General features: G+C 69.4%; 19 protein-coding genes and 2 tRNA genes. 3 read left to right on the top strand and 18 right to left on the bottom strand.

The annotated features are described in order from the left end of the window. Positions 1–189 precede the first annotated feature (189 nt). The gene (locus Q8Q85_06415; protein MDP3773885.1) at positions 190–711 is read right to left on the bottom strand and encodes an ORF6N domain-containing protein; all 522 of its coding nucleotides are present in this window, start codon (positions 709–711) and stop codon (positions 190–192) included. A 274-nt stretch (positions 712–985) separates the two neighbouring features. Here Q8Q85_06415 and Q8Q85_06410 point away from each other — a divergent pair, with 274 nt between their 5' ends. After that, the gene (locus Q8Q85_06410) at positions 986–1,219 is read left to right on the top strand and encodes a hypothetical protein (protein ID MDP3773884.1); all 234 of its coding nucleotides are present in this window, start codon (positions 986–988) and stop codon (positions 1,217–1,219) included. A 38-nt stretch (positions 1,220–1,257) separates the two neighbouring features. On the opposite strand, the gene Q8Q85_06405 is transcribed toward Q8Q85_06410, so the two are convergent. The 10 genes from Q8Q85_06405 to Q8Q85_06360 all read right to left on the bottom strand — a co-directional run bounded on the left by Q8Q85_06405 (position 1,258) and on the right by Q8Q85_06360 (position 15,153). Further along, positions 1,258–2,559 (bottom strand): ATP-binding protein, encoded by a 1,302-nt coding sequence (locus tag Q8Q85_06405; GenBank protein MDP3773883.1) that lies wholly within the window; start codon positions 2,557–2,559, stop codon positions 1,258–1,260. A 32-nt stretch (positions 2,560–2,591) separates the two neighbouring features. Next, positions 2,592–3,947, bottom strand: coding sequence for a sigma-54 dependent transcriptional regulator (locus tag Q8Q85_06400; protein ID MDP3773882.1), 1,356 nt, complete (start codon positions 3,945–3,947; stop codon positions 2,592–2,594). Beyond that, positions 3,947–4,351, bottom strand: a complete 405-nt coding sequence (locus tag Q8Q85_06395; protein ID MDP3773881.1) for a DUF3052 domain-containing protein — start codon at positions 4,349–4,351, stop codon at positions 3,947–3,949. The genes Q8Q85_06400 and Q8Q85_06395 overlap by 1 nt, the downstream gene beginning before the upstream one ends. Positions 4,352–4,466: 115 nt before the next feature. Then, entirely contained in the window at positions 4,467–5,129 is a 663-nt protein-coding gene (locus tag Q8Q85_06390) for an ABC transporter ATP-binding protein (GenBank protein ID MDP3773880.1), read from the bottom strand. A 79-nt stretch (positions 5,130–5,208) separates the two neighbouring features. Continuing rightward, positions 5,209–5,640, bottom strand: a complete 432-nt coding sequence (locus Q8Q85_06385; protein ID MDP3773879.1) for a nuclear transport factor 2 family protein — start codon at positions 5,638–5,640, stop codon at positions 5,209–5,211. Positions 5,641–5,662: 22 nt separating this feature from the next. After that, the gene (locus tag Q8Q85_06380; GenBank protein MDP3773878.1) at positions 5,663–8,119 is read right to left on the bottom strand and encodes an ABC transporter permease; all 2,457 of its coding nucleotides are present in this window, start codon (positions 8,117–8,119) and stop codon (positions 5,663–5,665) included. Positions 8,120–8,232: 113 nt separating this feature from the next. Continuing rightward, a complete protein-coding gene (locus Q8Q85_06375) occupies positions 8,233–10,689 on the bottom strand; it encodes an ABC transporter permease (protein ID MDP3773877.1) in 2,457 nt (818 codons plus the stop codon). Continuing rightward, positions 10,689–13,121, bottom strand: coding sequence for an ABC transporter permease (locus tag Q8Q85_06370; protein MDP3773876.1), 2,433 nt, complete (start codon positions 13,119–13,121; stop codon positions 10,689–10,691). Before Q8Q85_06370 ends, Q8Q85_06375 begins: the two co-directional genes overlap by 1 nt. A 25-nt stretch (positions 13,122–13,146) precedes the next feature. Further along, complete coding sequence (locus Q8Q85_06365) at positions 13,147–13,899, bottom strand: ABC transporter ATP-binding protein (GenBank protein MDP3773875.1); 753 nt, start codon at positions 13,897–13,899, stop codon at positions 13,147–13,149. Positions 13,900–13,908: 9 nt separating this feature from the next. Beyond that, a complete protein-coding gene (locus Q8Q85_06360; protein ID MDP3773874.1) occupies positions 13,909–15,153 on the bottom strand; it encodes an HlyD family efflux transporter periplasmic adaptor subunit in 1,245 nt (414 codons plus the stop codon). A gap of 169 nt (positions 15,154–15,322) precedes the next feature. On the opposite strand from Q8Q85_06360, the gene Q8Q85_06355 reads away from it, so the two are divergent. Continuing rightward, entirely contained in the window at positions 15,323–17,026 is a 1,704-nt protein-coding gene (locus Q8Q85_06355) for a serine/threonine-protein kinase (protein MDP3773873.1), read from the top strand. Between the two features lie 5 nt (positions 17,027–17,031). On the opposite strand, the gene Q8Q85_06350 is transcribed toward Q8Q85_06355, so the two are convergent. From Q8Q85_06350 to Q8Q85_06335, 4 genes are all read right to left on the bottom strand, one after another. Beyond that, positions 17,032–18,216 (bottom strand): enolase C-terminal domain-like protein, encoded by a 1,185-nt coding sequence (locus tag Q8Q85_06350; GenBank protein ID MDP3773872.1) that lies wholly within the window; start codon positions 18,214–18,216, stop codon positions 17,032–17,034. After that, a complete protein-coding gene (locus Q8Q85_06345) occupies positions 18,191–19,351 on the bottom strand; it encodes a hypothetical protein (protein ID MDP3773871.1) in 1,161 nt (386 codons plus the stop codon). The genes Q8Q85_06350 and Q8Q85_06345 overlap by 26 nt, the downstream gene beginning before the upstream one ends. A 93-nt stretch (positions 19,352–19,444) precedes the next feature. Beyond that, a complete protein-coding gene (locus tag Q8Q85_06340) occupies positions 19,445–20,455 on the bottom strand; it encodes a dihydrodipicolinate synthase family protein (protein MDP3773870.1) in 1,011 nt (336 codons plus the stop codon). Then, a complete protein-coding gene (locus tag Q8Q85_06335; protein MDP3773869.1) occupies positions 20,456–20,680 on the bottom strand; it encodes a hypothetical protein in 225 nt (74 codons plus the stop codon). It lies immediately after the preceding gene. Between the two features lie 107 nt (positions 20,681–20,787). Between Q8Q85_06335 and Q8Q85_06330 the strand changes: the two genes are divergently transcribed. After that, positions 20,788–22,545 (top strand): serine/threonine-protein kinase, encoded by a 1,758-nt coding sequence (locus Q8Q85_06330; protein MDP3773868.1) that lies wholly within the window; start codon positions 20,788–20,790, stop codon positions 22,543–22,545. Between the two features lie 129 nt (positions 22,546–22,674). Here the strand turns inward: Q8Q85_06330 and Q8Q85_06325 are convergent. The 3 genes from Q8Q85_06325 to Q8Q85_06315 all read right to left on the bottom strand — a co-directional run. After that, positions 22,675–22,746, bottom strand: a tRNA-Thr gene (locus tag Q8Q85_06325). 9 nt (positions 22,747–22,755) lie between these two features. Continuing rightward, positions 22,756–22,837 (bottom strand) — tRNA-Leu (locus Q8Q85_06320). Positions 22,838–22,896: 59 nt separating this feature from the next. Then, positions 22,897–23,150, bottom strand: a 254-nt coding sequence (locus tag Q8Q85_06315) for a Fe-Mn family superoxide dismutase (GenBank protein ID MDP3773867.1), incomplete at its 5' end; no start/stop codon positions are given.

The following is a 23,150-nucleotide window of genomic DNA, read 5'->3' as shown; positions in this document are numbered from 1 at the left end:
GCTCAGGCTCAGGCCCAGCGCACCCGCCAGGTCCTCGTAGTGCTCCTCGGGCCGGTGTTCCAGCCGGAGCGCCACGCCAAGGTCAGCCGACCGCAGAGATTTCTGTTCCATAACCATATGTCAGAGCCTGGTTTCCATTTTCGGGAAAGTGGAAAATACCCGACGACGCACCGAGTTAAACTACCGACCTCACGGCCGGTTCGTCTTGAAGCCGATCCGCTTCGACGGCTTGACGGGCGGCGCCATGAGCTCCCGGATCGCCCGGAAGACGACCCCGAACTGTGAGTCATACCGCTTCTCGAGCGCGTCGAGTTTGCGGGCGAGCTCTGCGCTCGATTCGAGCAGGTGACGAAGCCGCACGAACGCCCGCACGATCTGGACGCTTGTTTCGACCGCCGTTGGGCTGCTCAGGACGCTGGCGAGCATGACGGCGCCATGCTCGGTAAAGGCGATCGGGGCGTAGCGACGGCCGCCGCGACCGACGTTTGAGGTCGCAGATTGCGACCTCAAAGCGACGACCTCGTCCGCTGTGAGTCGGAAGGCGAAATCCTCGGGAAAACGGTCCAGATTGCGCTTGACCCGCTCGTTCAGGCGCTTGGTCGTCACGCCGTACAGCGCGGCTAGGTCGGCATCCAGCATCACGCGGTGCCCGCGAACGAGGTGGATGGCCGAGTCGATCCGCTCGACCTGAGCGAGCTCCGAGTCAGGCACACCAGCCTGGCGGCGAATCCGAGCTGACGGGTCGGTACTTCAAGATCCCCCCTGTCGCGGAGCGCGGCCCTGTCGAGCCGAGGCACCTCCGCACATTATTATGGATGGCACTATCACCAAGTTGTCACCGGAGAATCGCTCATAGCCTCGGACAAAACGCCTGACGCCCCACCCGAGGTAGTCCTCAAGCGGGGCATCTCCTGCTTCCTGGGCGTCTGGGCGTCTGCTGCCTGTCCTTGATGGGCCTGGGTAGAGTTGAACTACGGACATCGTCATGCGTGGAGCAACCGTCGATCGCAACGCCAGAGCCCTCGCGGGACTGCGAATCGCCGTGGGCGTCCTTTTTCTCTTTTTTGGCGAGTACAAGGTCTTCGGGACTCGGTTCGTCTTCGGAGGCGGGTTCGAGCACTGGATCAACCGCTTCTTGAGCGACCAGGCCGCCTACCCGTTCATGGTCCCGATCAGAGCGCAGCCTAGCATGCACTCGCAGCTGCCAGGGGAGAGGTGACCTCATCCGGCGGCGGATCCCGGCGGACCCTGCCCTGATCAGGCCTGCAGCGGGAGGCGCACCCGCGCCTCGCACCCCTTCCCGTCCCGCCGGTTGGCCAGCGTCAGCGTCCCTCCGTGGCCCTCGGCTATCTGCCTCGACAGCGCGAGGCCGATCCCGGAACCGTCAGGCTTGGTCGTGAAGAACGGCACGAAGAGATTCGCGGTCTCGGAGATCCCCGGCCCATCGTCCCGCACCCAGACGTCCAGGTGGTCGTCGCCCTTCGTCCACCCTACCACCACGCCACCGCCGGTCTGGAGCGACGCGTCCACGGCGTTGGTGACGAGGTTTATCAGCAGCTGATCGAGCTGGTCGCCGTCGGCGTTGACGAGGACCGGCGGCCCCGGCGCTATCCCCACGCCCAGGCGGGTCTCGAGCCCCGCCACGCGACGGACCCACGTGTCCACATCCAGCGGCTGGAGCCGGGGCTGCGGCAGCCGGGCGAGCCGCGCGTACGCGGCCATGAAGCGCGACAGCGCCTCGGCGCGGCCCGCGATGAGCGCCAGGCCGGTGCTCAGATCGTCGGCCGCGCCGGCCGCGGCGCCATCCGTGCCCCCCGGCGGCGCCACGGCGCCGGTCGCGACCCGGGCATGCAGGCTCTGCGCGACCGACTTTATCGGCGCGAGCGAGTTGTTGATCTCGTGACCCAGCACCCGCACCAGACGCTGCCACGCCTTGCGCTCCTCCTCGCGCAGCGCCTGGGAGACGTCGGTGAGGACCAGGAGTGCGTGCGGTCTGCCGCCCTGCCGGAAGGTGCTCCGGCGCACTCCATAGCGGCCGGCGCGCCCCGCGAAGGTCAGCTCGCGCACGCCGGTGGGATCGCCGCGCAGGCAGGAGGCCAGTCCGAGCGCCCCCGCGGTGCGGCCCAGAAGTCGCTCGGTGGCCAGCGCGAGAAGCCGCTCGCCGCCCCGGTTCGCGAGCCGGAGACGCTCGTCCCCGTCGAAGGCGAACACGGCGACGTCGATCTCGGCCATGACGCGCCTCAGCAGCGCCGTGGCTTCGAGCGCGCCCAGCCGTTGCTGGCGCAAGGTCTCGCCGAGGGCGTTCACCTCGAGGAAAGCGAGGCCGAGGTCGTCGTGGGGGGAAGCGCCGCGGGCCCGGATGGAGAAATCGCCCTCGCGAAGGCCGGCGATCATGTTGGCGATGGTCTGGAGCGGCCGGATGACCCTCTCGCGCGCCGCGAAAGCGAAGCCGAGCCAGCAAAGCACGACCAGCAGCGTGACCGTCCACACCACCTTGGGGGTGAAGCCGCCGGTGGCGAGGAGGATGAGCGCCGCGGCGACGGCGGGGAGCCCTCCCACGAGGGCCGTGACGAGGACGCGACGGTCGTGTATCAGAGCCCGTACTGCTGGAGGCGGCGGTAGAGCGCGCTGCGCGAGAGGCCCAGCGCCGTGGCTGCCTGGCTCACGTTCCCGCCGAACCGGTCGAGCGCCTTCCGGATAAGCGCGCGCTCCACCTCCTCGAGGGTCATCTCATCTAGCCGCGGCGCGGCGCCGCTTCCGGCCTGCAGCGAGAAGTCGGAGGCGCGCACCACCTCGCCCTGGGCCATCAACACCGCGCGCTCGATCGCGTGGTCGAGCTCGCGCACATTGCCGGGCCAGGGGTGCGCCAGCAGCTGCTGCATCGCTTCGGCGTCGAAGCCGGCCAGCGCCTTCCGGTAGCGCTTCGCGTGACGGCCGAGGAAGTGCATCGCCAGCGGGGCGACGTCCTCGCGGCGCTCACGGAGCGGCGGCAGGTGGATCTCGATGGTGTTCAGCCGGAAAAGGAGGTCCTCGCGGAAGCGACCCGCGGCCACCTCGGCGCGCAGGTCAGCGTTGGTGGCGGCTATCACCCGCGCGTCCACGCGGCGGGTCTTCGACGACCCGACCCGCTCCAACGAGCCGGTCTGGAGAACGCGCAGCAGCTTGGCCTGCTGCGCCATCGGCACGTTCGCGACCTCGTCGAGGAAGAGCGTACCCCCGTCCGCGAGCTCGAAGCGACCGACCCGGTCGGCCTTGGCGTCCGTGAAAGCGCCCTTCACATGGCCGAAGAGCTCGCTCTCGAAGACGCCCTCGGAGAGCCCGCCCACGTTGACGGCGACCAGGGGCCTGGCCGAGCGCTCGGACGACGCGTGCAGCCACTCGGCTACCAGCTCCTTCCCGGTCCCGTGCTCGCCGGTGATGAGGACGCCGGCGTCCGAAGGCCCCACCCGCTCCATGAGCAGCAGGACCGGCTTCATCACCAGCGCCTCAGCTATGATGGTCGGGTATCCGTCCCGGGCCATGAGCCGGGTCTGCTCGTCGTGACGCTGGCTCTTCTTGAGCGCGCGGCCCAGCTCGACCTGGGTCCGCAGGGTGGCGAGGAGGCGGGCGTTGTCCCACGGCTTCTCGATGTAGTCCCGCGCGCCGCGTCGCATCGCCTCGACCGCGCCCTCGACGCTTCCCCACGCGGTCATCATCACGACCGGCAACGTGCTGTCGAGCGCCTTGAGCCGCGACAGCAGGTCCAGCCCCTCGAGCCCGCCGGTGGTGTCGCGCTGGTAGTTCATGTCGACGAGCGCGGCGTCGAAGTCGTGGGTCTCGACCGCGGCGAGCACGCCGCCCGGCGACGAAGCGGACTCGACCTCGTAGCCTTCCTGCTTGAGCAGCAGCCTCAGCGCGTGGAGAACGTCGGACTGGTCGTCGGCGACGAGGATGCGGGGCGCCGGCATCAGCGATCCTTGAGCCGCCGCACGAACTTGAGACCCGACCAGGTCTCGTCCACCGCGCACACCTTCACGTCCACGAGCCCGTGCGCGAGCCCCACGTCGCGCACCACGTTCTCGTCGAGGTCGGTCTCGACCTCGGCGGCCTTCTTGGGCCACGAGATCCAGAGCATCCCGGCGGGAGCGAGGGCCTTGGCGAGCGTGGCGAACCTCGTCTCAAGCTCCCGGCGGCGGGTCGCGAAGAAGTGGATGAAGTCGAGCCCGCCGCGCAGCGACGCGGCGAAGGTCACGTTCCGCGGGAGGGCGCCGAGGGTCCGGGAATAGCCTTTCGGCGCGCCGAGCATGGCCACGCTGAAGCCTGCCTTGATGCCGAGCTTGGAGACGAGCGGCGTGCGGGAGTAGCCAGCCATGCACCTACCGGGTGACGGGTGATGAAAGGTACCGACGAACACCCGGCGGCGCCGCTGGCCGGTCCGCTCAGGAGCATGCGGAGGGCGTAGCGCAGGTCCTGGAGGACCGTGTCCATCACTTGGAGATCCACCCGTCCATCAGGTTCACCACCCGGTGCCCGCAGGCGGCGTTCGCCTCGGAGTGCGTGACCTGCACGATCGTGGTTCCCTCGCCGTTCAGCTTCTTGAAGAGCTCCATGATCTCGCGGCCCTGCGAGGAGTGCAGGTTGCCGGTGGGCTCATCGGCCAGGATGAGCTTGGGGTTGGCGACCACCGCTCGCGCCACCGCGACGAGCTGCTGCTGCCCGCCCGAAAGCTGCCGTGGATACAGATCTTTCTTGCCCACGATGTGAAAACGGTCGAGCACTTCCGCCACGATGCCGGCGCGCTCGGACTTCTTGATGTCGCGGTACGAGAGCGGGAGGTCGAGGTTCTCGTACACCGTCAGGTCATCGAGCAGGTGGTACTGCTGAAAGACGAAGCCGATGTACTTCTTGTTCAGCTCCACGCGGTCCTTCGGCTTCATCGCGTGGACCTTGTTCCCTAGGAACTCGAACTCACCCGTCCACTGTCCGTCGAGCATGCCGAGGATGGCGAGGAGCGTGCTTTTCCCCGCGCCCGACGGCCCCATCACCGTGACGAACTCGCCTTCCGCGATGTCGAGGGTGATCTGGCGCAAGACGTAGGAGCGTCCGCTGCCCGCGGGGTAGGACTTCTCGAGGTTCCGAAGACAGATCACGGTCTGGTCGCTTTCGTGAGGTCGGGCGCCGAGAGTGGATGGGATGCGAATGGCCGCCGGCGCGGAAGCCGCGTCTCCATTAGCGGCGGACCTCCCACAGGACGTTGAGGATCATCCAGCGTCCCCGCCACTTCACCAGGTGGAGGTAGTCGACCCAGGTCGAAGCGTCCACCCGGACGCTGGCGGTGTTCTGGAAGATGTCGAGGATACGGACGTCCTTGCGCTGCTGTTCGGCCGGCGTGCGCGACCCGCCGCCGTTGCCGGTGCCGCGGATCAGCTCGGTCGCTCCCATGCCGCGGATCCACGTGAGGCCCGCGGAGTCGGTGTACATGATGCGCTTGGCCAGCTCGGGGTGGAGGGCACGGGCCATGCGGTCGGCGTTGGCCGAGTACCAGCCCTCTATGTAGTCGAGCGCGGCGGCGCGAATGCCGAGGGAATCCTCGCTAGTCTGGGCCACGGCCGGCCGCGCGAGGAGGCCGGCGAAGAGGAGCAAGGCGACGGTCGGTCTCACGGCGAGCCTCCGATGAAATGGTTCATTCGCTTCGAAGGGCGACCATCGGGTCCACCCGCGCCGCCCGGCGCGCGGGCAGATAGCACGCGAGGAGGGCGACCGTGCCGAGGGTGAGCGTGACGGCGGTGAACGTCGCCGCGTCGGTCGCCGCGACGCCGAAGAGCAGCCCGCGCAGCAGCCTCGAGAGCGCCAGCGCGCCAAGGAGCCCGGCGCCGAGCCCGGCGAGGACGGGCTGCATCCCCTGCCCGACCACGAGCCGGAGCACGTCGGCGGCGCGGGCGCCGAGCGCCACGCGGATGCCGAGCTCGGCGGTGCGCTGCGCGACGACGAACGCGACGACGCCGTAGATGCCTACGGCCGCGAGGGCGAGCGCGAGGACCGCGAAGACGCCGAGGAGCGTCGTCGTAAAGCGCGGTGCCGCGATCGCGCGCGACACGACGTCCTCTAGCGTGCGCACGTCGGAGACCGCGAGCCCCGGGTCGGTCTCGGCGAGCGCGCGCCGCACCGGGACGGTCAGCGCCTCCGGCTGTCCACGCACCCGGAGGGTCAGCGTCATCGCCCGCGCCGGCACGACGGAGTCGGCGGCGGTCGCGAAGAACTGGGCGTGCGGCAGGTACATCTCGGGGCGCGGCGCCTCCGTGAGCCCGCGATGATGTACGTCGCCCACGACGCCGACGACGGTGCGCCATAGCGAATCCGCGTCGGTATTGAGGCGCATCCGCCCGCCGACGGGATTGCGGCCCTCCCAGTACTGGCGCGCCATCGCCTCGTTGATGAGGATCACGCCGGCCACGCCTTCACGGTCGCCGTCGATCAGGAACCGACCGCGCTTCAGCGGAATCCCCAGCGCGCGGAAGTAGTCGGGGCTCGCCACCTGCCAGTCCGCCTGGAGGCCCTGTTGCGGATTGGCGCGCTGGTACCCCTCGACTTCGATCCCCCAGTCGCCGCGGACCGTGGCGAGCGGGAGCCCCGCGACCGCGCCGACGACGTCCACGCCCGGCAGCGCGCGCAGGCGCTCCAGAAACCGGTCATAGAACCCGCGCACCGCGGTGCGCGTCGGGTAGGTCGCGGCGGGCAGCGAGAGGCGCATCGTCAGCACACCGCGCGGCTCGAAGCCCGGCGGCACGCTGGACAGCCGCACGAAGCTGCGCACCAGCAGGCCGGCGCCCGTGACGAGGACGACGGCGAGCGCCACCTCGGCGCCGATCAGCGCCCGCCGGAAGCGCCGGCCACCGCGGCTCGCGGTGACGCTGCGCGCGCCCTCGCGCAGCTGCGGCTGCACGTCCACCCGCGCCATCTGCCACGCGGGCACGAGTCCGAAGACGACGCCCGTGACGAGCGACAGCAGCAGCGTCGCCGCGAGGACCGGCAGGTCGACGCGGATGGCGTCGGCGCGGGGGATGCTGGACGGGTTGATCGCCGGCAGCGCGTCCACGCCCCACGATGCGAACAAAATGCCCGCCGCGCCGCCGGCCAGCGCGAGCAGCACGCTCTCGGTGAGCAGCTGGCGCACCATGCGCCAGCGGCTTGCGCCGAGCGCCGTGCGGATTGCGATCTCGCGCTGGCGGGACTCGCCGCGCGCGAGGAGCAGGTTGGCGACGTTGCCGCAGGCGATCAGCAGGACCAGCGCGACCGCGCCGAGCAGGACGAGCAGCGCCGGACGGATGCGGCCCAGCACCTCGTCGCGCACCGTCACGAGGGTGACACCGAAGTCCGGACCGTATTGCTGGGCGTGGTCGCGCTTCATTTGCGCGACGAAGCCATCGAGCAGGGACTGGCCCCGCGCGAAGTCGATGTCGTCCCGCAGCCGGCCGACCGACAGCAGTCCGTGACTTCCGCGATCGTTCTCATCGGGCACGCGGAGCTGGAGCGGCGTCCAGATCTGGGTGCGTTCCTCGACCGAGAAGTCGACCGGCAGGCGAAACTCCTCCGGCATTACGCCGACGATCACGTACGGCCGCGCGTTGAGTCGGATGGCGCGGCCGACGACGCCCGGGTCCGCGCCGAAGCGGCGGCGCCACACACCCTCGCCGAGCACGACGACGCGCGGCCCGTCCGGGCGATCCTCGTCGGGGAGGAAGGTCCGGCCGAGCAGCGGCCGCGCGCCGAGCACGCCGAAGATGTTCGCCGTGACGAGGCCGCTCCTGACGCGCTCGGCCTCGCCCTCGCCCGTCAGCGTGAAGGAGGCATCGGCGAACGCGGCGACCGACGAGAAGATCTGCGACTGCGCCGCGTAGTCGGCGTACTCCGGCGGAGAGACCCAGGTCTTGTCCCACCCGGTCCAGTGGGACCACAGCATGACGGCGCGGTCCGGAGCATCGTAGGGCAGCGGGCGCAGGAGGATGCCACGCACCACGCTGAAGATCGCGGTGTTCGCGCCGATGCCGAGCGCCAGGGTGAGCACCGCGGCGAGCGTGAAGCCCGGGCTCTTGAGGAGCGAGCGGCCGGCGTAGCGGATGTCCTGCAGGAGCGAGTCCATCACACCTCCGGTTCGGCGGGACGGCGCCGCCGGTGAATGAGACGAGGCTTCGGCCGTTGGCGTTGGGGAGTTCCTGACGGCCAACGGCCTGCGGCTATTCGTATCTCAACGCATCACTCGCTCCTCAGGGCGGCCATCGGGTCGAGCCGGGTCGCGCGACGCGCCGGCAGGTAGCCCGCCAGGACGGCGACCGCGGCGAGCAACAGCGGTATGCCGGTGAAGGTGACCGGGTCCGCGACGCCTACCCCGAACAGGAACGACGACGCCAGCCGCGCGAAGCCGAACGCCGCGGCCAGTCCGAGAACGACACCCGCGGCCACGACCCGCGCCCCATGCCCCACGACCACGCGCACCACGTCGCGCGCGGTGGCGCCGAGGGCCATGCGCACGCCAAGCTCGCGGGTGCGCTGCGCGACCGCGTACGCCATGACGCCGTACAGCCCGATGCCAGCAAGGGCCAGCCCCAGTGCCCCGAAGATGCCGAGGAGCGTAGCGGCGATCCGCAGCGGAAAGAGCGACAATCCGAGGTGCTCTTCCATTGTGGCGGTCTGCACCGGCAAGTCGCGGTCCAGTGCCTTCACCAGCTGGCCGAGGGCTCCCAGCGTGGCTCGAGGGTCCCCGCTGGTGCGGACCAGCAGCGTCATGTCCCGCCCGCCGCCCTGGAGCGCCGGAACATAGAAGTACGGCGCCGGCTCCTCACCCAGCGTATTGTACTTGCCGTCCTTCGCCACGCCGACGACCTCGAGCCAGTGCTCGCCGTCGTTCGAGATCCGCTTGCCGATCGCGTCCTGGCCCGGCCAGAAACGCCGGGCGAAACGCTCGTTCACCACCGCGACGCCGGGTGCGCCGGAATTGTCGGCTTCGATGATCCCGCGCCCGCGGACGATCGTGATGCCCATCGTGGCGAAGTAGTCGGGCCCGACCGTGTTCGTGCCGAACTCCAGGTCCTCCCCCTGCCGCGCCTCGTAGCCTTCCACCTGGACACCTCGGCGCAGGAAGCCGAGGCCCAGCGGTACGGACTCGGCGAAGCTCGCGGCGCGCACCCCCGGTAGCGCCCGCGCGCGCTCCAAGAGCTGCGCGTAGAACGTCCGCGCCCGCTCCTGCGGATACCCCTGGAGCGACAGGTCGGAAGTCATCATGACCACGCCGCGCGGGTCGAACCCGGGGTCCAGCGATCGCGCGTTGCCGAGGCTGCGCAGGAACAGGCCAGCCATCACAAGCAGCACCATGGACACCGACACCTGCGCGATCACGAGGAGGTCGCGCACCCCGTAGCGCCGGCCGCCCAGGCCCACCGCGGTGACCTCGTCCTTGAGCGCGGGCACCAGGTCGGGGCGCGTGGCCCGCAGCGCCGGCAGCAGTCCGAAGACGAAGCCCGCGATCGCCGTGACGGCAAGACCGAAGACCAACACGCGCGCATCCGGCGACAGGTCGAGCGACAGCGGCACGGGGAGCGCCGGCTGGAAGGCGGCGAGCGCTCCGGTAGTCCACCACGCGAGCAGCGCTCCCGCGGCGCCGCCCAGCAGCGATAGGAGCAGGCTCTCGGTGAGAAGGAGCCTCACCAGCCGGCCGCGGCTCGCGCCCATCGCCAGGCGGATAGCGATCTCGCGCTGGCGGGCCGTGGCGCGGGCGAGGGTCAGGTTGGCGACGTTGGTGCAGCAGATCAGCAGCACCAGCCCCACCACCGCCATGAGCATGGCCATGAAGCCTATGACCGGACCTCTCGCCTGCGGGGGGACCCGCGAGTCGCGCTCCGGAAGCACCGCGATGGTTCGCGGCTCCTGCCGCACGTTGGACCAGTTGTCCGGATAGGCGTCGTGCAGCCGGCGGGCCATCACGTCGAACTGGGCCCGCACCTGCTCGATCGTGACGCCCGGCTTCATCCTGCCCATGAGCGCGATCCCGCGCCCGCTGCGGTTCGTGAGGTCCTCGCTGGCGGGCGAGATGACGCCGTGCATGAGGAACGGCACCCACAGCTCGGCGCCGATCCCGCGGATGGAGCCCGCGAAGCCGGGCGGCGCGACGCCGACGATCGTGAAGCTCACCCCATTGATCGTCACCGCGCGGCCGATCACACCCCGCTCGCCGCCGAAAGTGCGCTGCCACAGGCCGTGGCTGATCACCGCTACCGGCTGCGTGCCGGGGGTGCTGTCCTCAGCCGGCAGGAAGAAGCGACCCAGCGCGGGCCTGACCTGAAGCACGCCGAAGTAGTTGCCGCTCACCTCCTCGCCGAACGAACGGCTCGTCTCGCCGTCGATCGCGAGCGCGAACGGCCGCGGCGCATACGACGCGAGACCCGACAGCCCGTCCACCCGCTTGAAGTCCTGGTAGTCCACCCACGACGAGGCGCCGAAGCGGGGGCCGCTGAAATCGCTGGTGTAGACCGATACCAGGCGACCCGGCTCACCGACCTGCGCGGGCGGCTTGAGGAGCAGCGTGTTGACGACGGTGAAGATCGCGGTGTTGGCGCCGATGCCGAGGCCGAGGGTCAGCACCGCGACGATCGTGAACCCGGGGCTATTGAAGAGCGTCCGGGCCGCGAAGCGGAGGTCCTGCAGCAGCGACTCCATCACCCGCTCCTCAGGGCAACCATCGGATCGACCCGCGCGGCGCGGCGCGCCGGCAGCACGCAGGCCGCCAGCGCCACCGCCGCCAGCAGCAGGCCGACGCCGGCGAAGGTGAGCGGGTCACGCGGGCTGACACCGAGCAGCTGGCTGCGCAGCGCCTGCCCGACGAGTCCCGCGAAGACCAGGCCGATGAGGAGTCCCAGCGCGGTCAGCCGCATGCCGCGGCCAACGACCATGCCGATGACCTGTTTCCGTGCCGCGCCCAGCGCGATGCGAACGCCGATCTCACGCACCCGCCGGCTGACGGTATAGGCCATGGTCGCGTAGATGCCGATGGCCGCCAGCAGCAGCGCCAGCGTCCCGACAGCCGCCAGCATTATGGCCCCGATCTTCTGGGGCCAATACGGGATCGTGGTGAACTCGGCCATGTTGCGCGGGTCCAGGAACGGCAGCTCGGCGCTGACCTCCGCGAACGCGCCTCGAATCACGGCGGTGAGTGCCAGCGGATCTCCGGCGGCTCGCACGTGCAGCGTGAAGGCGGGCGGCGCGAAGCGCGCGCTGTAGGCGCGGAACACCATCGGCAGCGGATCTTCGGTGTAGTCGTTGACCTTGCTGGTCACCACGACGCCAACGATCGACAGCCACTCTTCGCCGCCCATGTTGACCCGCGCGCCGATCGCCGAGCGCCCGGCCAGGTAACGACGCACGAACGCTTCGTTCACCACGACCACCGGCGCGTTGTCGCTCACGTCGGCGTCGCTGAGGTCGCGCCCTTCTATCAGCCTGATGCCCGTGGTCCGGAAGTAATCACCGGCCACGTCGTTATGGCTGACGTTCATGTTCTCGTTGGGCCGCGGCGTGTAGCCCTCGATTCGCGTCGCACTGGAGCTGACCGGGCCGGGGCCGAGCACTACGCTTCGGGCCACCGATGCCGCTTCGACCCCCGGCAGGGCCCGCACGCGCTCCAGCAGGCCGCGCACCACGGACACCTGCACGCTGTCACCGGTAATGCCCGACAGCCGCAGGTCCGTGCCTGCCAGCAGCACGCGGTCCAGGTCGGTCATGCCGCTGTCTATGGACCGGTACTCCTCCAGGCTGCGCATGAACAGGCCCGCCGACACCAGCGTCACCAGCGACAGCGCCACCTGCGTCACCACCAGAGCGGCCTGGAGCCGGCCGCGCCCGCCCGTGCCCTCGCCGATCTCGTCCTTCAGCGTACGCACCAGGTCCGGATTAGAGGCCTGCAGCGCCGGCACGAGCCCGAACGCCATTGCGGTGGCGGCCGTGACCAGGGTGGCGAACAGCAGCACTCGGCCGTCGAGCCGGAAGTCGAGACCGACCGGATACGGAACCGCCGGCAACAGCGCCAGCATCGCGTCACGGCCCCAGGACGTCACCACCAGACCGAACACGCCGGCCAGAGCGGCCAGCGCCAGGCTCTCGGTCAGCAGCTGCCGCACCAACCGGTATCGCGAGGCGCCAACGGCCAGCCGCACGGCGACCTCGCGGCGCCGCGCTACGGCCCTCGCCAGCAACAGGTTGGCCACGTTGGCGCAGGCGATGAGCAGCACCAGCCCCGCCACCGCCAGCAGAGCGCCGAGTACCGGACGCATGGCGCTGGGAGCGTCCACGTCGCTGTGCCGCCGCACCACAGCTCCGAGCGGCTGGGCCAGACCGCCTGCTGCACCGGCGCGCAGTGCCAGCGGCTCGACTTCGGCCGCCGCCTGCGCCACCGTCGCTTCCGGCTTCAGCCGGCCTACCACTTCAATCGAACGCCGCAGCCGATCCTGGAGGAGCTGCGCGCCGTCGGGCGTGAGAAGCGGTATCGTGGTCATCGGCACATACAGATGCAGGCTCAGCGCGATGTAGGTGCCGCCGAAGCGCGGCGCCGCGACCCCCACGATGGTGAAGGCCGACCCGTTGAGCGTGATGGTCCGGCCGATGACGCTCGAGTCGCCGGCAAAGTGGCGCTGCCAGAAGCCGTGGCCCAGTACAGCCACGGGCGCGCGGCGCTGCTCGTCGTCCATGCGAAGGACGCGGCCCAGCGCGGCCCGCACGTGCAGATCCTCGAAGTAGTTGCCCGAGACTACCATGCCCCAGGCGCGTTCCGTCGGCCCGGAACCATCCCGGAGCCCCAGCTGCATGATGTCCCATGCGGCCAGGTCGACGCTCCGCGCGCCTGCACGCCAGTCCTGGAAGTCCGGCCACGACACCGACCAGAAACCGCCGCCGGGCGCCCGGGTGTGCGCGGCGACCAGCCGGTCCCACCCGGGCACCGCGGGGAGCGGGTTGAGCACGAAGCCCTGGAGCCAGGTGAACACCGTGGACGTGGCGCCGATGCCGAGGCCCAGCGACAGGACGGCGACGAACGTCAGCGCGGGCTGACGGGCGAACGACCGGAACGCGTAGCGGATGTCCAGGAGCAGGTTGTGCACGGCTACCTCGTGAGTCGTCAGGAGATCAAGAAGTCGTGGTTTCGACCTGCTCCTCCACCACGCGGCCGTCGAACAAATGAATGGCGCGGTCGGCGTGCGCGGCATAACGGGCGTCGTGGGTTACCATGCAGATGGTCGCGCCGGCGCGGTGGAGGTCGCGCAGCAGGTCCATCACCGATTCGCCGTTCTTCGAGTCCAGGTTCCCCGTCGGCTCGTCGGCGAGGAGGATGACCGGCTCGCCCGCCACCGCGCGCGCCACGGCGACCCGCTGCTGCTGGCCGCCGGAGAGCTGCGACGGGTAGTGCTTCATCCGGTGCGCCATCCCCACCTTCTCAAGCGCGCTCTGCATCCGCTTCCTGCGATCGGCCGCGGGGAGGCCGCGATAGGTGAGGGGCAGCTCCACGTTCTCGGCGACGGTGAGGTCGCCGATCAGGTTGAAGGCCTGGAAGATGAAGCCGATCTGGCGATTCCTGATCCGGGCCCTCTGCGACGCGGTGAGGCTCGCCACCGGCTCGCCGTCGAGGAGGTAGTTCCCCTCGGACGGCGAATCGAGCAGACCGAGGATCGAGAGCAGCGTGGTCTTGCCGCACCCCGACGGGCCCGCGATCGCGACGTACTCCCCCGACTTGATCTCGAGGTGGATCTCCGCCAGGGCGTGGGTCTCGACCTCGTCGGTGTAGAAGACCTTCTTGATGCCTTCGAGGTGGATGAGCGTCTCACCGTTCTTCGTCATGGCGCTGCCTTCCTTGAGTGTTGTGTCCGTCTGTGTGTCCGTCACCCGTCCGTCCTAGCGTAGCCTCACCCTCTCCACATCATCCCACCGGGACATGTCAGACAGGATCACCGAGTCCCCCACGCTCAAGCCGCTCAGCACTTCGATCGTGTTCACCGAGCTGCGGCCGAGCTGCACGTTGATCCGCTGCGCGTATCGCCCGTTCTCCACGAGCTTGAAGAGCCCGACAGTGCTGCCCTGCTGCCCGAATGCGGGCCGCCCGACGTAGAGCACGCTGGGTAGCCGCTCGATCTCGATCGTTCCTTCGACGCTGAGGTCCGGCCGCGCGCCCTGCGGCAGCAGACCGTCCGGGGTGACGTCCACCGCCACCGTCCCGTTCAGGGCGGCGGGGTCGATGCGGACCACGCGCCCGGGGACGATGCCGATGCGGGTGTCGATGGCGGCCACCTGGCCGAGCGCGACATCGCGCGCCTGCGTTTCAGGGATCCGCAGGACCGCCTTGAGGCGGCCGGGTTGCACCACGCGCGCGAGAGTCGTCCCCGACTGCACCCACTGCCCCACCTCGAGGGACAGCTCCTGCACCACGCCGTCCGTCCCGGCCACCACGTGCATGGATGCGACGCGGTTCTGCTGGAAGTCGGCGATGGCGCGGAGGCGGTCCACCTGCGAGCGCTGGAAAGTGACCTGGCTGTCCACGGTCGAGGTGTACATCTCGAGGCGCTGCTGCTCGACCGCGAGCCGGTCGTTCAGCTCGTCCACCTGGTCGCGCGCGCGGGCCAGCTCGTTCTGCGAGACCAGATTGCGCTCCGTTAGCGCCTGGGCCGTGGCGAGGTTGCGCTGTGCTTCGCGAAGCTGGTTGCGCACCGTTGCGACGGTGGACCGCTGGTTGAGCCGCTGGGTCTCGAGCGAGGTGCGGAGACTGACCAGCTGCGACTGCGCCGCGGCGAGCTGCTGCTGCGCCGAGAGCGCCTCGAGCTGCACGTCGGGATTGCTCATCTCGAGCAGCACGGTGCCCGCTTCCACCGTCGTGCCGGGGCGCACGTTCACGCGCTCCACTCGGCCGCCGGTAACCGCGGAGATCCACCGGATCTGCTCGGGGACGAGCGTACCCGGCCCGCGCACCTGCCGCAGCATGAGCCCGCGCTTCACCTGGTCCAGCAGGATGGCGGAGCGCTCGACGGAGGGCGCGGCGGGCTTCAGCCGGCCGAGCCCCACGGTCGTGACGGCGAGGAGGCCGACTGCGACACCCGCCATGATCCAGCGGTTGGTCTTGCGCCTTGGCGCGCGGGGAATGTCCACGCCCCCTGCAAAGGCAAGCGACGTGCCGCGCCACGACATACCCTAACCATCTGGGCGATGACGACTTAGCGGCCGTGCGTCGGGAGATGGAACGCGGGCCTCTGACCGGCTGTGGGACTGGCCGTCCCGGAAGCGGACATGAGGAAGAGGGTGCTCTTATCTTTCCACCGTGGACATCAACGCCCTCTTCCCCGACCTCTTCGAGATCGAGCAGCTGGTCGCCGAATCAGGCGGGCGGCGGCTTTTCCTGGCGCATGACAAGGTCCTGAAGCGGCGGGTCGCGCTGCGCATGCATCCGGAGTCGGACGGCCCCGGCTGCGCCTGGTTCATGCGCGAGGCGGAAGTACTCGCCTCGCTCGACCATCCGTCCATACGGCACGTGTACTCGGCCGGCCTTCGCGACGGGGTGGCGTACCGGGTCGGTAACTGGATCGAAGGGGAGAGCCTTGCCGACGCCGTGGCGCGCGGGCCGCGGCCGATCCCGTCGGTGCTGAGCCTGGCGCGCGACCTACTGTCGGCGCTGGACCACGCCCACGTGCGCGGCGTGGTCATGCGGCGGGTGCGTCCCACCACCCTGCTGCTCGACTCGGCCGGCCGAGGCGTCATCACCGACTTGCGGTTCGCCAATCGGGTGCTCGACGCCGTGCCCGAGGCCCTGCGAAAGGACGACGATCCTTTCCTCGCGCCCGAAGTGCGCGGTGGAGCCGCCGGCGATCCCAGCGCCGACATCTTCACCGTGGGCGCCGTGCTGTACTTCGCCCTCACCGGCATCGCGCCCGCCCCGGACGCCGTACCGTGCCGCGAGTTGCGGCCCTCCTGCCCGCAGGCCGTGGAGCGCGTCGTCATGCGCGCCCTGAGGCCCCAGCCGCGCGACCGGTTCTTCACCGCGTCCGAGATGCTGGAAGACCTCGCGGCGGATACCGGGGAGTTCAACGAACCGGGCGCGGGGCCTCCTTCGATCATCATGCCGGATTCGCCGCTGTGGGAGCGTCGGCTCCGCCGCGCGCTGGGGGACGACTACGAGCTGCTCGCGGAGGTGGGCTCCGGAAGCTTCGGGCGGGTCTACCGCGTGCGGGACCTCCGGCTGGAGCGCGAGGTCGCGCTCAAGGTGCTCGACCCCCGGCTCACGCAGGATCCCGCCATCGCCGAAGGATTCCAGCGCGAGGCCCGCATTGCGGCCAGCCTGAGCCATCCGAATGTGGTCAGCATCTACGACATCCACGGCCGGCTCGGCCTGCTTTGGTACACGATGGAGCTGATCCGGGGCGAGAGCGTGGCGCAACTGGTGCAGAAGCTCGGCCCACTCTCCGTGGCGCGGACGGTCGAGCTGCTCGACGACGCGCTGACGGCGCTCGAATACGCGCACGAGCGGCGGCTGGTGCACCGCGACGTCAAGCCGGAGAACCTGCTCGTGGACCAGGGAGGAAGAGTCCACGTCACCGACTTCGGCCTGGCGCTGGCCCTGCCCCGCGGCCGGATGTTCGGCGGCGCCACGTCGCGCAGCGGGACGCCGCAGTTCGCCGCGCCCGAGCAGCTGTTAGGCGGACAGGTGGACCGCCGCACCGACCTCTACTCCCTCGGGGCAGTGGGGCTCTTCTGCCTGCTGGGACGGCCGCCCTTCGGCGAGCGCACTGCCGAGGCCATCTCGCACGGCGTCGTGAGCAGCACGCCGGTCTCGATCCGGGCCCAGCGTGACGACGTGCCTGACCTGCTCGATGATGCGCTGCGCCGGGCATGCGCCTACGAGCCAGGGGAGAGGTTCGATGATGGTCGCGAATTCCGTGAGGCGATCGAAGCTGCCGGGTTCTTGACTGGAGAAAGAAGGGTTGCCGGGAAGGAGTCGTTGTTGAAGAGGCTGGTGAGGTGGTTCTAGTATCGTCACCCAACCACTCTTCCCACCTTCTCCAGCTTCTCCTTGATCTTGAACCGATGTAATCCAGGCGTATCGCTCACGCTGATCCTTCCCTGCCCATCCATGTGCATCTCGATGAGGTCGGCACCAGGCTCGTACCACCGCTTGCTCGGCGCGACGTCGGTCGGGTAGACGAACCCGGCGAACGCCCCCAGGCACAGGATGGCGTGCGCGCCCACGCCGGTCTCCGGCATCGTCCCGCCCCAGAGCTTCACACCGCCCTCGACCGCGCGCTGGTAGATCTTCACGCCCTCCCACAACCCGCCCACGCGCTGGATCTTGAGGTTCCAGACCTTGGGGCCGTCGCTCTCGAGCATCAGCTGCGCGGCGCGGTCGTCCACGAGCGATTCGTCCACGCACACCGGAGTCACGATCTCGTGCGCGAGCTTGATGGTACCCAGGACGTCGTCAGGCGAGAGCGGCTGTTCCAGCAAGACCAGTCCTTCACGGTCCAGCGCCTGGAGCGCCTCCATGTCCTTTTCCCGCGAGTAGGAGCCGTTGGCGTCGGCCCAGATGCGCACCTTGCGCCCGATCTTGTGCGCCGCGTCGTGCACCGCCTTCACGGGCGCCACGTCGAAGCCCGGCTCGACCTTCACCTTGATGCGCTTGTAGCCGGCCTCGAGGGCGAGCTGCGCCTGCTCGCCCAGGTCCTCGAGGTCGTCGTCCTCGGGGATGCCGAGCGCGGCCCCCGACTCGACATAGGGCCGGCTCGCGCGCATCGCGTCCGGCACGCCGAGGCGCTGCATGCACGCCGCCAGGAGAGTGCGCAGCGACACTCCGGTCTTGGCGCACACCAGGTCCCACATGGCGGTCTCGATGCCGGCGCGTGCCATCCGGTTGTCGCGGATCCCCTTCTCCAGCGAGTGGACCGCGACGTCGAGCGAGCCGAAGGTCTGCCCCTTGATCTTCGGGAACAGATGCTGGATGTGGCATGCCTTCGCCGAGTAGAGAGTCTCCCCGGAATAGAAGGGGCGCTCGAAGGGCGCGCTCTCGCCATAACCCACCGCGCCGCTCGCGTCGGTCAGCTCCACGATGAGCGACCGTCGCGTGCTCATCGCGCCGCCGCTGATGCGGAACGGCTCGGTGAGCGGGATCGCCACCTCGAAGAGGCGGGCGCCCGTTATCTCAAGCGGGGTGTCGAGCGGGTCCATTCGCCGTGTCCAGGAAGTGGAGCAGCCCGTCCCGGGGCTGGAGGACGCCGGTCTCGGCGAGATGGGCCATCCACGCGATGAGGCCCTCTTCGGGATGGAAGACGAGCGCGTGCAGCGCGCGTTGGGTGGTGCTGCCCGCTGCGGCCAAGTACTCGGACTTGGGCAGCTGGAAGAAGGTATGGATCTGACCACTGGTGGCGCCGCGCAGGGCGTACTCGATCATCATCTTGCCGCTGCAGATGTTACCGGTGGCGGAAAAACCCGGAGTTGCAGGGCCGCGGAGTCGCAGCGGCCCACAGCGGGCAGCGTACCGGTCAAGTACCCTCAGATTCCGGTCCGACAGGTCCCAGCCGCCGTATGCAGCCTGTTTCTCCGGGTCCCAGAGCCGATTGAACAGCGTCACGTAGTCGACGTCAGGATTCTCGGATACGGCCTCGAGCATCTCGACCTGGACGTCGTCGTCGAAGAGGGCGTTCATCAACTTGAGGCCGAGGGTGACTGGCGCGTGCCGCTTGATCAGAGCGGGCACCTCACGCAGCCAGCGCAAGATCGTCTCCTTCTCCGCGCTGCGCTCGTCCGCGGCTAGCGTGGGCGAGAAGTCCTTCTCGATGATGGTCCCCGCACCGCCGATCTCCGCCAACTTCTTCGTCGTGTACTCGTATTCCGATACCTGGAACCCGACACCCGATACCGGCAAGTGATACTTCACCGACGCCGCGACGGGCATTGCGGCCGCGTCGCCCACGGCGAGCGCGTCGCGGTAGAGCGAGAGATAATCGTCGAACGACCGGTCCCATCCGCGCCCCTTCCACGTGACCGTCCACCCGGTGCGGCCTCCGCGCGAGAGCAGCGGCCCGACGTCCATCACCGACTCGTGGACCGCCCAATCGGCCATGGTGCTGCCGCCGGCGGAGTCCTGCGCGATCACGGTCTTCAGCACCACGAAGCCGAGGCCGGCCTCGGCGTCGGTGCGTGCTTCCTTCACGGTCATGGAGAGCTGGCCTGCCGCCGTGCCGAACGGCATGCGCACGGGACGGCCCGCGTACGACCCGGTGATGTCCATCCGGTAATGCTCGCGCGCGATGGAAGGGAGGTCGGCCGGCGGCTGCTTGGCGAAACGGGCGGAATCGAGCATCAGGCGGCCGCGGATAGCACGCGGAAGCTGGGGATTGGAAGGAAGGCGGCTTGGCGGCGAGGCGGCAGGGAGGTCGGAGTCGGGCATGCCCCGTTACCGCCCCGCCGCCATGTCGGCCACGACCTTCTCGACCTCGTCGAGCTGGAAGTCCGGGACCTCCGGCCCCCACGGATCGAACGCCGCCTCACGAGCGATCACGCCGTCCACGGCGAGCACCCATAGCATGCGGCGGATGTAGCCCTCCATCGGCTCGCGGAAGGTGACGGCGCCCAGCCGGTCTACCTCGGTCGAAAGCCGGTGGAAGGCGGCGAAGTCATTGGCGCCGAAAGCGGCGACGAGCGCGGCGGTGAGCGAAGTGCGGGCGGCGCCGAGGCCGACGAGCGCCGCGCGCGCGCCCATCATCAGCGAGTAGCCGAGGAAGCGGTCCTCGCCGGAGATGAGCAGCTTCCCCTCGGGCACCCGTGGCGCGATCTCCTGGAATGCGATCACGCTGTCGAGCGTGGCGACCTTGATTCCGGCAACGTGCGGGAGCGCGAGGATGCGGTCGAGGACGCGCTCGTTGTAGTCAACGCCGCCTGCCGCCTCATATAGATAGAACGCGAGGATCGGAAGGCCGACGTCGCCCAGGGCCTGGTGTACCTCGACGATCCGCCGCTCCCGGTCTTCGAGGCCGCGCAGCAGCACCGGGGGGAAGGCGAGGATGGCGTCGGCGCCGAACTTCTTCGCGTCGGCGGCCATCTCCGCGGTGCCCTTTATTACGAAGTTGGTGAGGCCGAGCGGGTCGGCGGGAGGGGTGAGCCGGACGCCGGGACGGCCCGCCCGGGAGCGGGGCCGGGCGCCGGCTCCCGCGATCACCAGCTTGTCCTTGGGGAGCGCCTTCCGCCATGAAGCGAGCACCTGGGCCGCGGTCTCGGGCTCGAGGTGAACTCCGCGACCGGTGTGGGCCCAGACGGCAACGCCGGCGACGGGCTGCGTCGCCATCCACGCTGCGTATCGCTCCTGCGCCTCCGGGTCGAACCGTCCGTCGGCGCGGTGCGGCACCGGCACGGCCGGTATCAGGCCGTGCGTGAGAAGCCTCGTCAGCCGCTCAGCGGCTGCGTCCACTCATCGACCGACGCGCCGGTCCACCATCTCCCGACGGTCGGCGTCCCGGCGATCCGCGCCGCTGCGCCGCTTCCTGATGGCGCGCTGGTCCACGGCGATCCACATGTTCTGAACCCGCCGCTGGTCAACGCGGCGCTGGGGGCGCTCGCGGCGCTCGTCCAGGACCCTGCGGTCGCTCGGCCCGCTGCGTTCCGCTGCATGGCGGCCATTCCCTCCCTGAGCCACTTGACTACCTCCATCACGAGTGTCGAGGGGTCCCGCGGAAACAGGGCAAAGTATGGCAAGGCCGGCGGGCCTGGCAAGCCTCTCCTGCTCGTGGTAGCGTTGGGCGCATGAGCGACCACCCCGACGAGGCGACCGCGATGCTCCCGGCGGACACCCTGAAGCCCAGGCTCCAGGCAGCCCTCGGGGCGGACTTCGTGGTCGAGCAGCAGGTCGGCGAGGGAGGCTTCGCGCACGTCTTCGCGGTCACCGACCGGAAGCTCTCGCGGCGCATCGCGGTCAAGGTGCTCCGCCCCGAGTTCACCGGCAGCCGCCAGAGCGTCCAGCGCTTCATCCGCGAGGCCGAGTCGGCGGCGAAGCTCAACCACCCTAACATCCTCCAGATCTTCTTCGTCGGCGAAGGCGAGGGGCTGGTCTTCTTCGGCATGCCGATGGTGGATGGGGAAACGCTCGACGCGCTGCTCCGGCGGCAGGGCCAGCTCCCCGAGGAAGAGGTGGCGCGGATCGGTTTCGAAGTAGCCGACGCGCTCTCCGATGCGCACGGCCATCAACTGGTCCACCGCGACATCAAGCCGCAGAACATCATGCTCCAGGGACCCAAGCGGCGGGTGCTCGTCGCCGACTTCGGGATCGCGAAGGCGGCGGCCGGCTCGGGCGAGAAGCTAACCGGCACCGGCATGATCATCGGCTCGCCGCACTACATGAGCCCCGAGCAGGCCGGGGGCGAAGCGACCGTGGACCACCGGAGCGACCTCTACTCGCTGGGCGTGGTGCTATGGGAGATGCTGGCGGGCGAAGTCCCGTTCGACGGCCCGTCCACCCAGGGCATCCTCATCCAGCACATCACGAAGCCGATGCCGGCAGTGAGGACCAAGCGGCAGAACGTCAGCGCGTCGCTGGCGAAGATCGTGGCAAGGTGTACGGAGAAGAAGCCCGAGGACCGGTACCAGACCGCGGCCGAGCTGGCTCAGGCGCTGAGAGAAACCGGGGGGACAGACGCGCAGACGCGCAGACGCGCAGCGGGTTTCAGTCCCGGGCCGGCAGTGATCGGCGCGGTGGTCTTGCTCCTGTTCGTAATGGGCGGCTTCGCGCTGTGGATGGGAGGCGCGCTCGGCGGCGGCAACGCGGCAGCCCACGGCGTCCACGGCGCGCCACGCTCGGCTGACGCGATGGTCGCGGTGCTGCCGTTCGAGGCGCTCACCTCGTCCGACGCGGTGCAGTTCTCGCGCACCGCGGCGCAACTCCTCACCGACGCGCTGGTCAACACCAACCACGTACCAGCCGCCGACGGCCACGAGCTGATGGGCCACTGGACCTCCGAGCAGTGGCGGGTGGACGCGCCCCTGGAGCGCAAGGCTGGTTTCGCGTTCGAGCACCGAGCCAACCAGATGGTGATCGGCAACGCGGTCGAGGCGGGGAACCAGCTGCGCCTGTCGGTGGACGTGTACGACACGCACGACACGAGCCGGGTCACCCAGATCGCGCGCGCCGAGGAGACCGGGCCGAAGGACAGCCTCTTCGCGATGATGGAGCGGCTGGCGGCGACGGTCGCCGGGAAGCTCTGCTCGGAGCCGGGCTACAACCCCGACAACCGCTGCTTCGACGTCCCGCCCGCGGCCGTGGACACCGTCACGGTGTCGTTCACGCCGAGACGCGGTCGGTCGCCCACGCCACCATCCTACTTCGTGCGCGTGACCAAGGGCGGTCGCGTCTCGGACACGCGCGTGAGGACGCCTTCGTCGGCCGACACGGTGACGGCGTTGGGGCTCGCCGCGGTGCGGGAAGCGCGGTATCGCGGCGCGAAGAGGGGGGAGGCTGATGTGGAGGCGTGGACGACGGTGCAGGTGGAAGTGAGAAGGGCACAGTAAGAGTTGCAGAGTTGCAGAGTTGCAGAGTTGCAGCGGTGGACAGTGTGAAGTGGGCAGGGTGCTCCTGACGCCTGCCTATATAGACGAGAAGGTGCGGGCCAAGAAGGGGAAAGACGTAAAGACGAGAAGAGCCGGCGATGGGACTCGAACCCGCAACCCCCGCATTACGAATGCGGTGCTCTACCATTGAGCTACGCCGGCGATGCCACATGCCCTGGCTCGGATTCGAACCGAGACGCCTTACGGCACCACCCCCTCAAGATGGCGTGTCTACCAGTTTCACCACCAGGGCAAGCCGGAAAAGCTAGTTCGAAGACGCAAGGACGTGAAGATGCCGCGGCCTTTTCGTAACTACCCCTCCAGGTTCTTCGCCACCTGATCCCAACTCACCACGTTCCACCATGCCCCGATGTAGTCGGCCCGGCGGTTCTGATATTTCAAGTAGTACGCGTGCTCCCAGACATCCAGGCCGAGGATCGCCTTCTTCCCATCCATGACCGGGTTGTCCTGGTTAGGCGTGCTCACTATTGAAAGGCGGCCGCCATCTGCCACCAGCCACGCCCAGCCTGAGCCGAAGCGGCCCATCGCCGCGGCGGCGAACTGCT

Source organism: Gemmatimonadales bacterium, assembly GCA_030697825.1.
GTDB lineage: Bacteria > Gemmatimonadota > Gemmatimonadetes > Gemmatimonadales > JACORV01 > JACORV01.
This window is presented reverse-complemented; position numbering and strand designations above follow the sequence as displayed.

Bases quoted from the DNA above. Each gene is read 5' to 3' on its own strand.
- Q8Q85_06410 (MDP3773884.1), top strand. From the start codon at position 986: ATGCGTGGAGCAACCGTCGATCGCAACGCCAGAGCCCTCGCGGGACTG.
- Q8Q85_06400 (MDP3773882.1), bottom strand. From the start codon at position 3,947: ATGCCGGCGCCCCGCATCCTCGTCGCCGACGACCAGTCCGACGTTCTC.
- Q8Q85_06395 (MDP3773881.1), bottom strand. From the start codon at position 4,351: ATGGCTGGCTACTCCCGCACGCCGCTCGTCTCCAAGCTCGGCATCAAG.
- Q8Q85_06380 (MDP3773878.1), bottom strand. From the start codon at position 8,119: ATGGACTCGCTCCTGCAGGACATCCGCTACGCCGGCCGCTCGCTCCTC.
- Q8Q85_06375 (MDP3773877.1), bottom strand. From the start codon at position 10,689: ATGGAGTCGCTGCTGCAGGACCTCCGCTTCGCGGCCCGGACGCTCTTC.
- Q8Q85_06350 (MDP3773872.1), bottom strand. From the start codon at position 18,216: ATGGACCCGCTCGACACCCCGCTTGAGATAACGGGCGCCCGCCTCTTC.
- Q8Q85_06345 (MDP3773871.1), bottom strand. From the start codon at position 19,351: ATGCTCGATTCCGCCCGTTTCGCCAAGCAGCCGCCGGCCGACCTCCCT.
- Q8Q85_06330 (MDP3773868.1), top strand. From the start codon at position 20,788: ATGAGCGACCACCCCGACGAGGCGACCGCGATGCTCCCGGCGGACACC.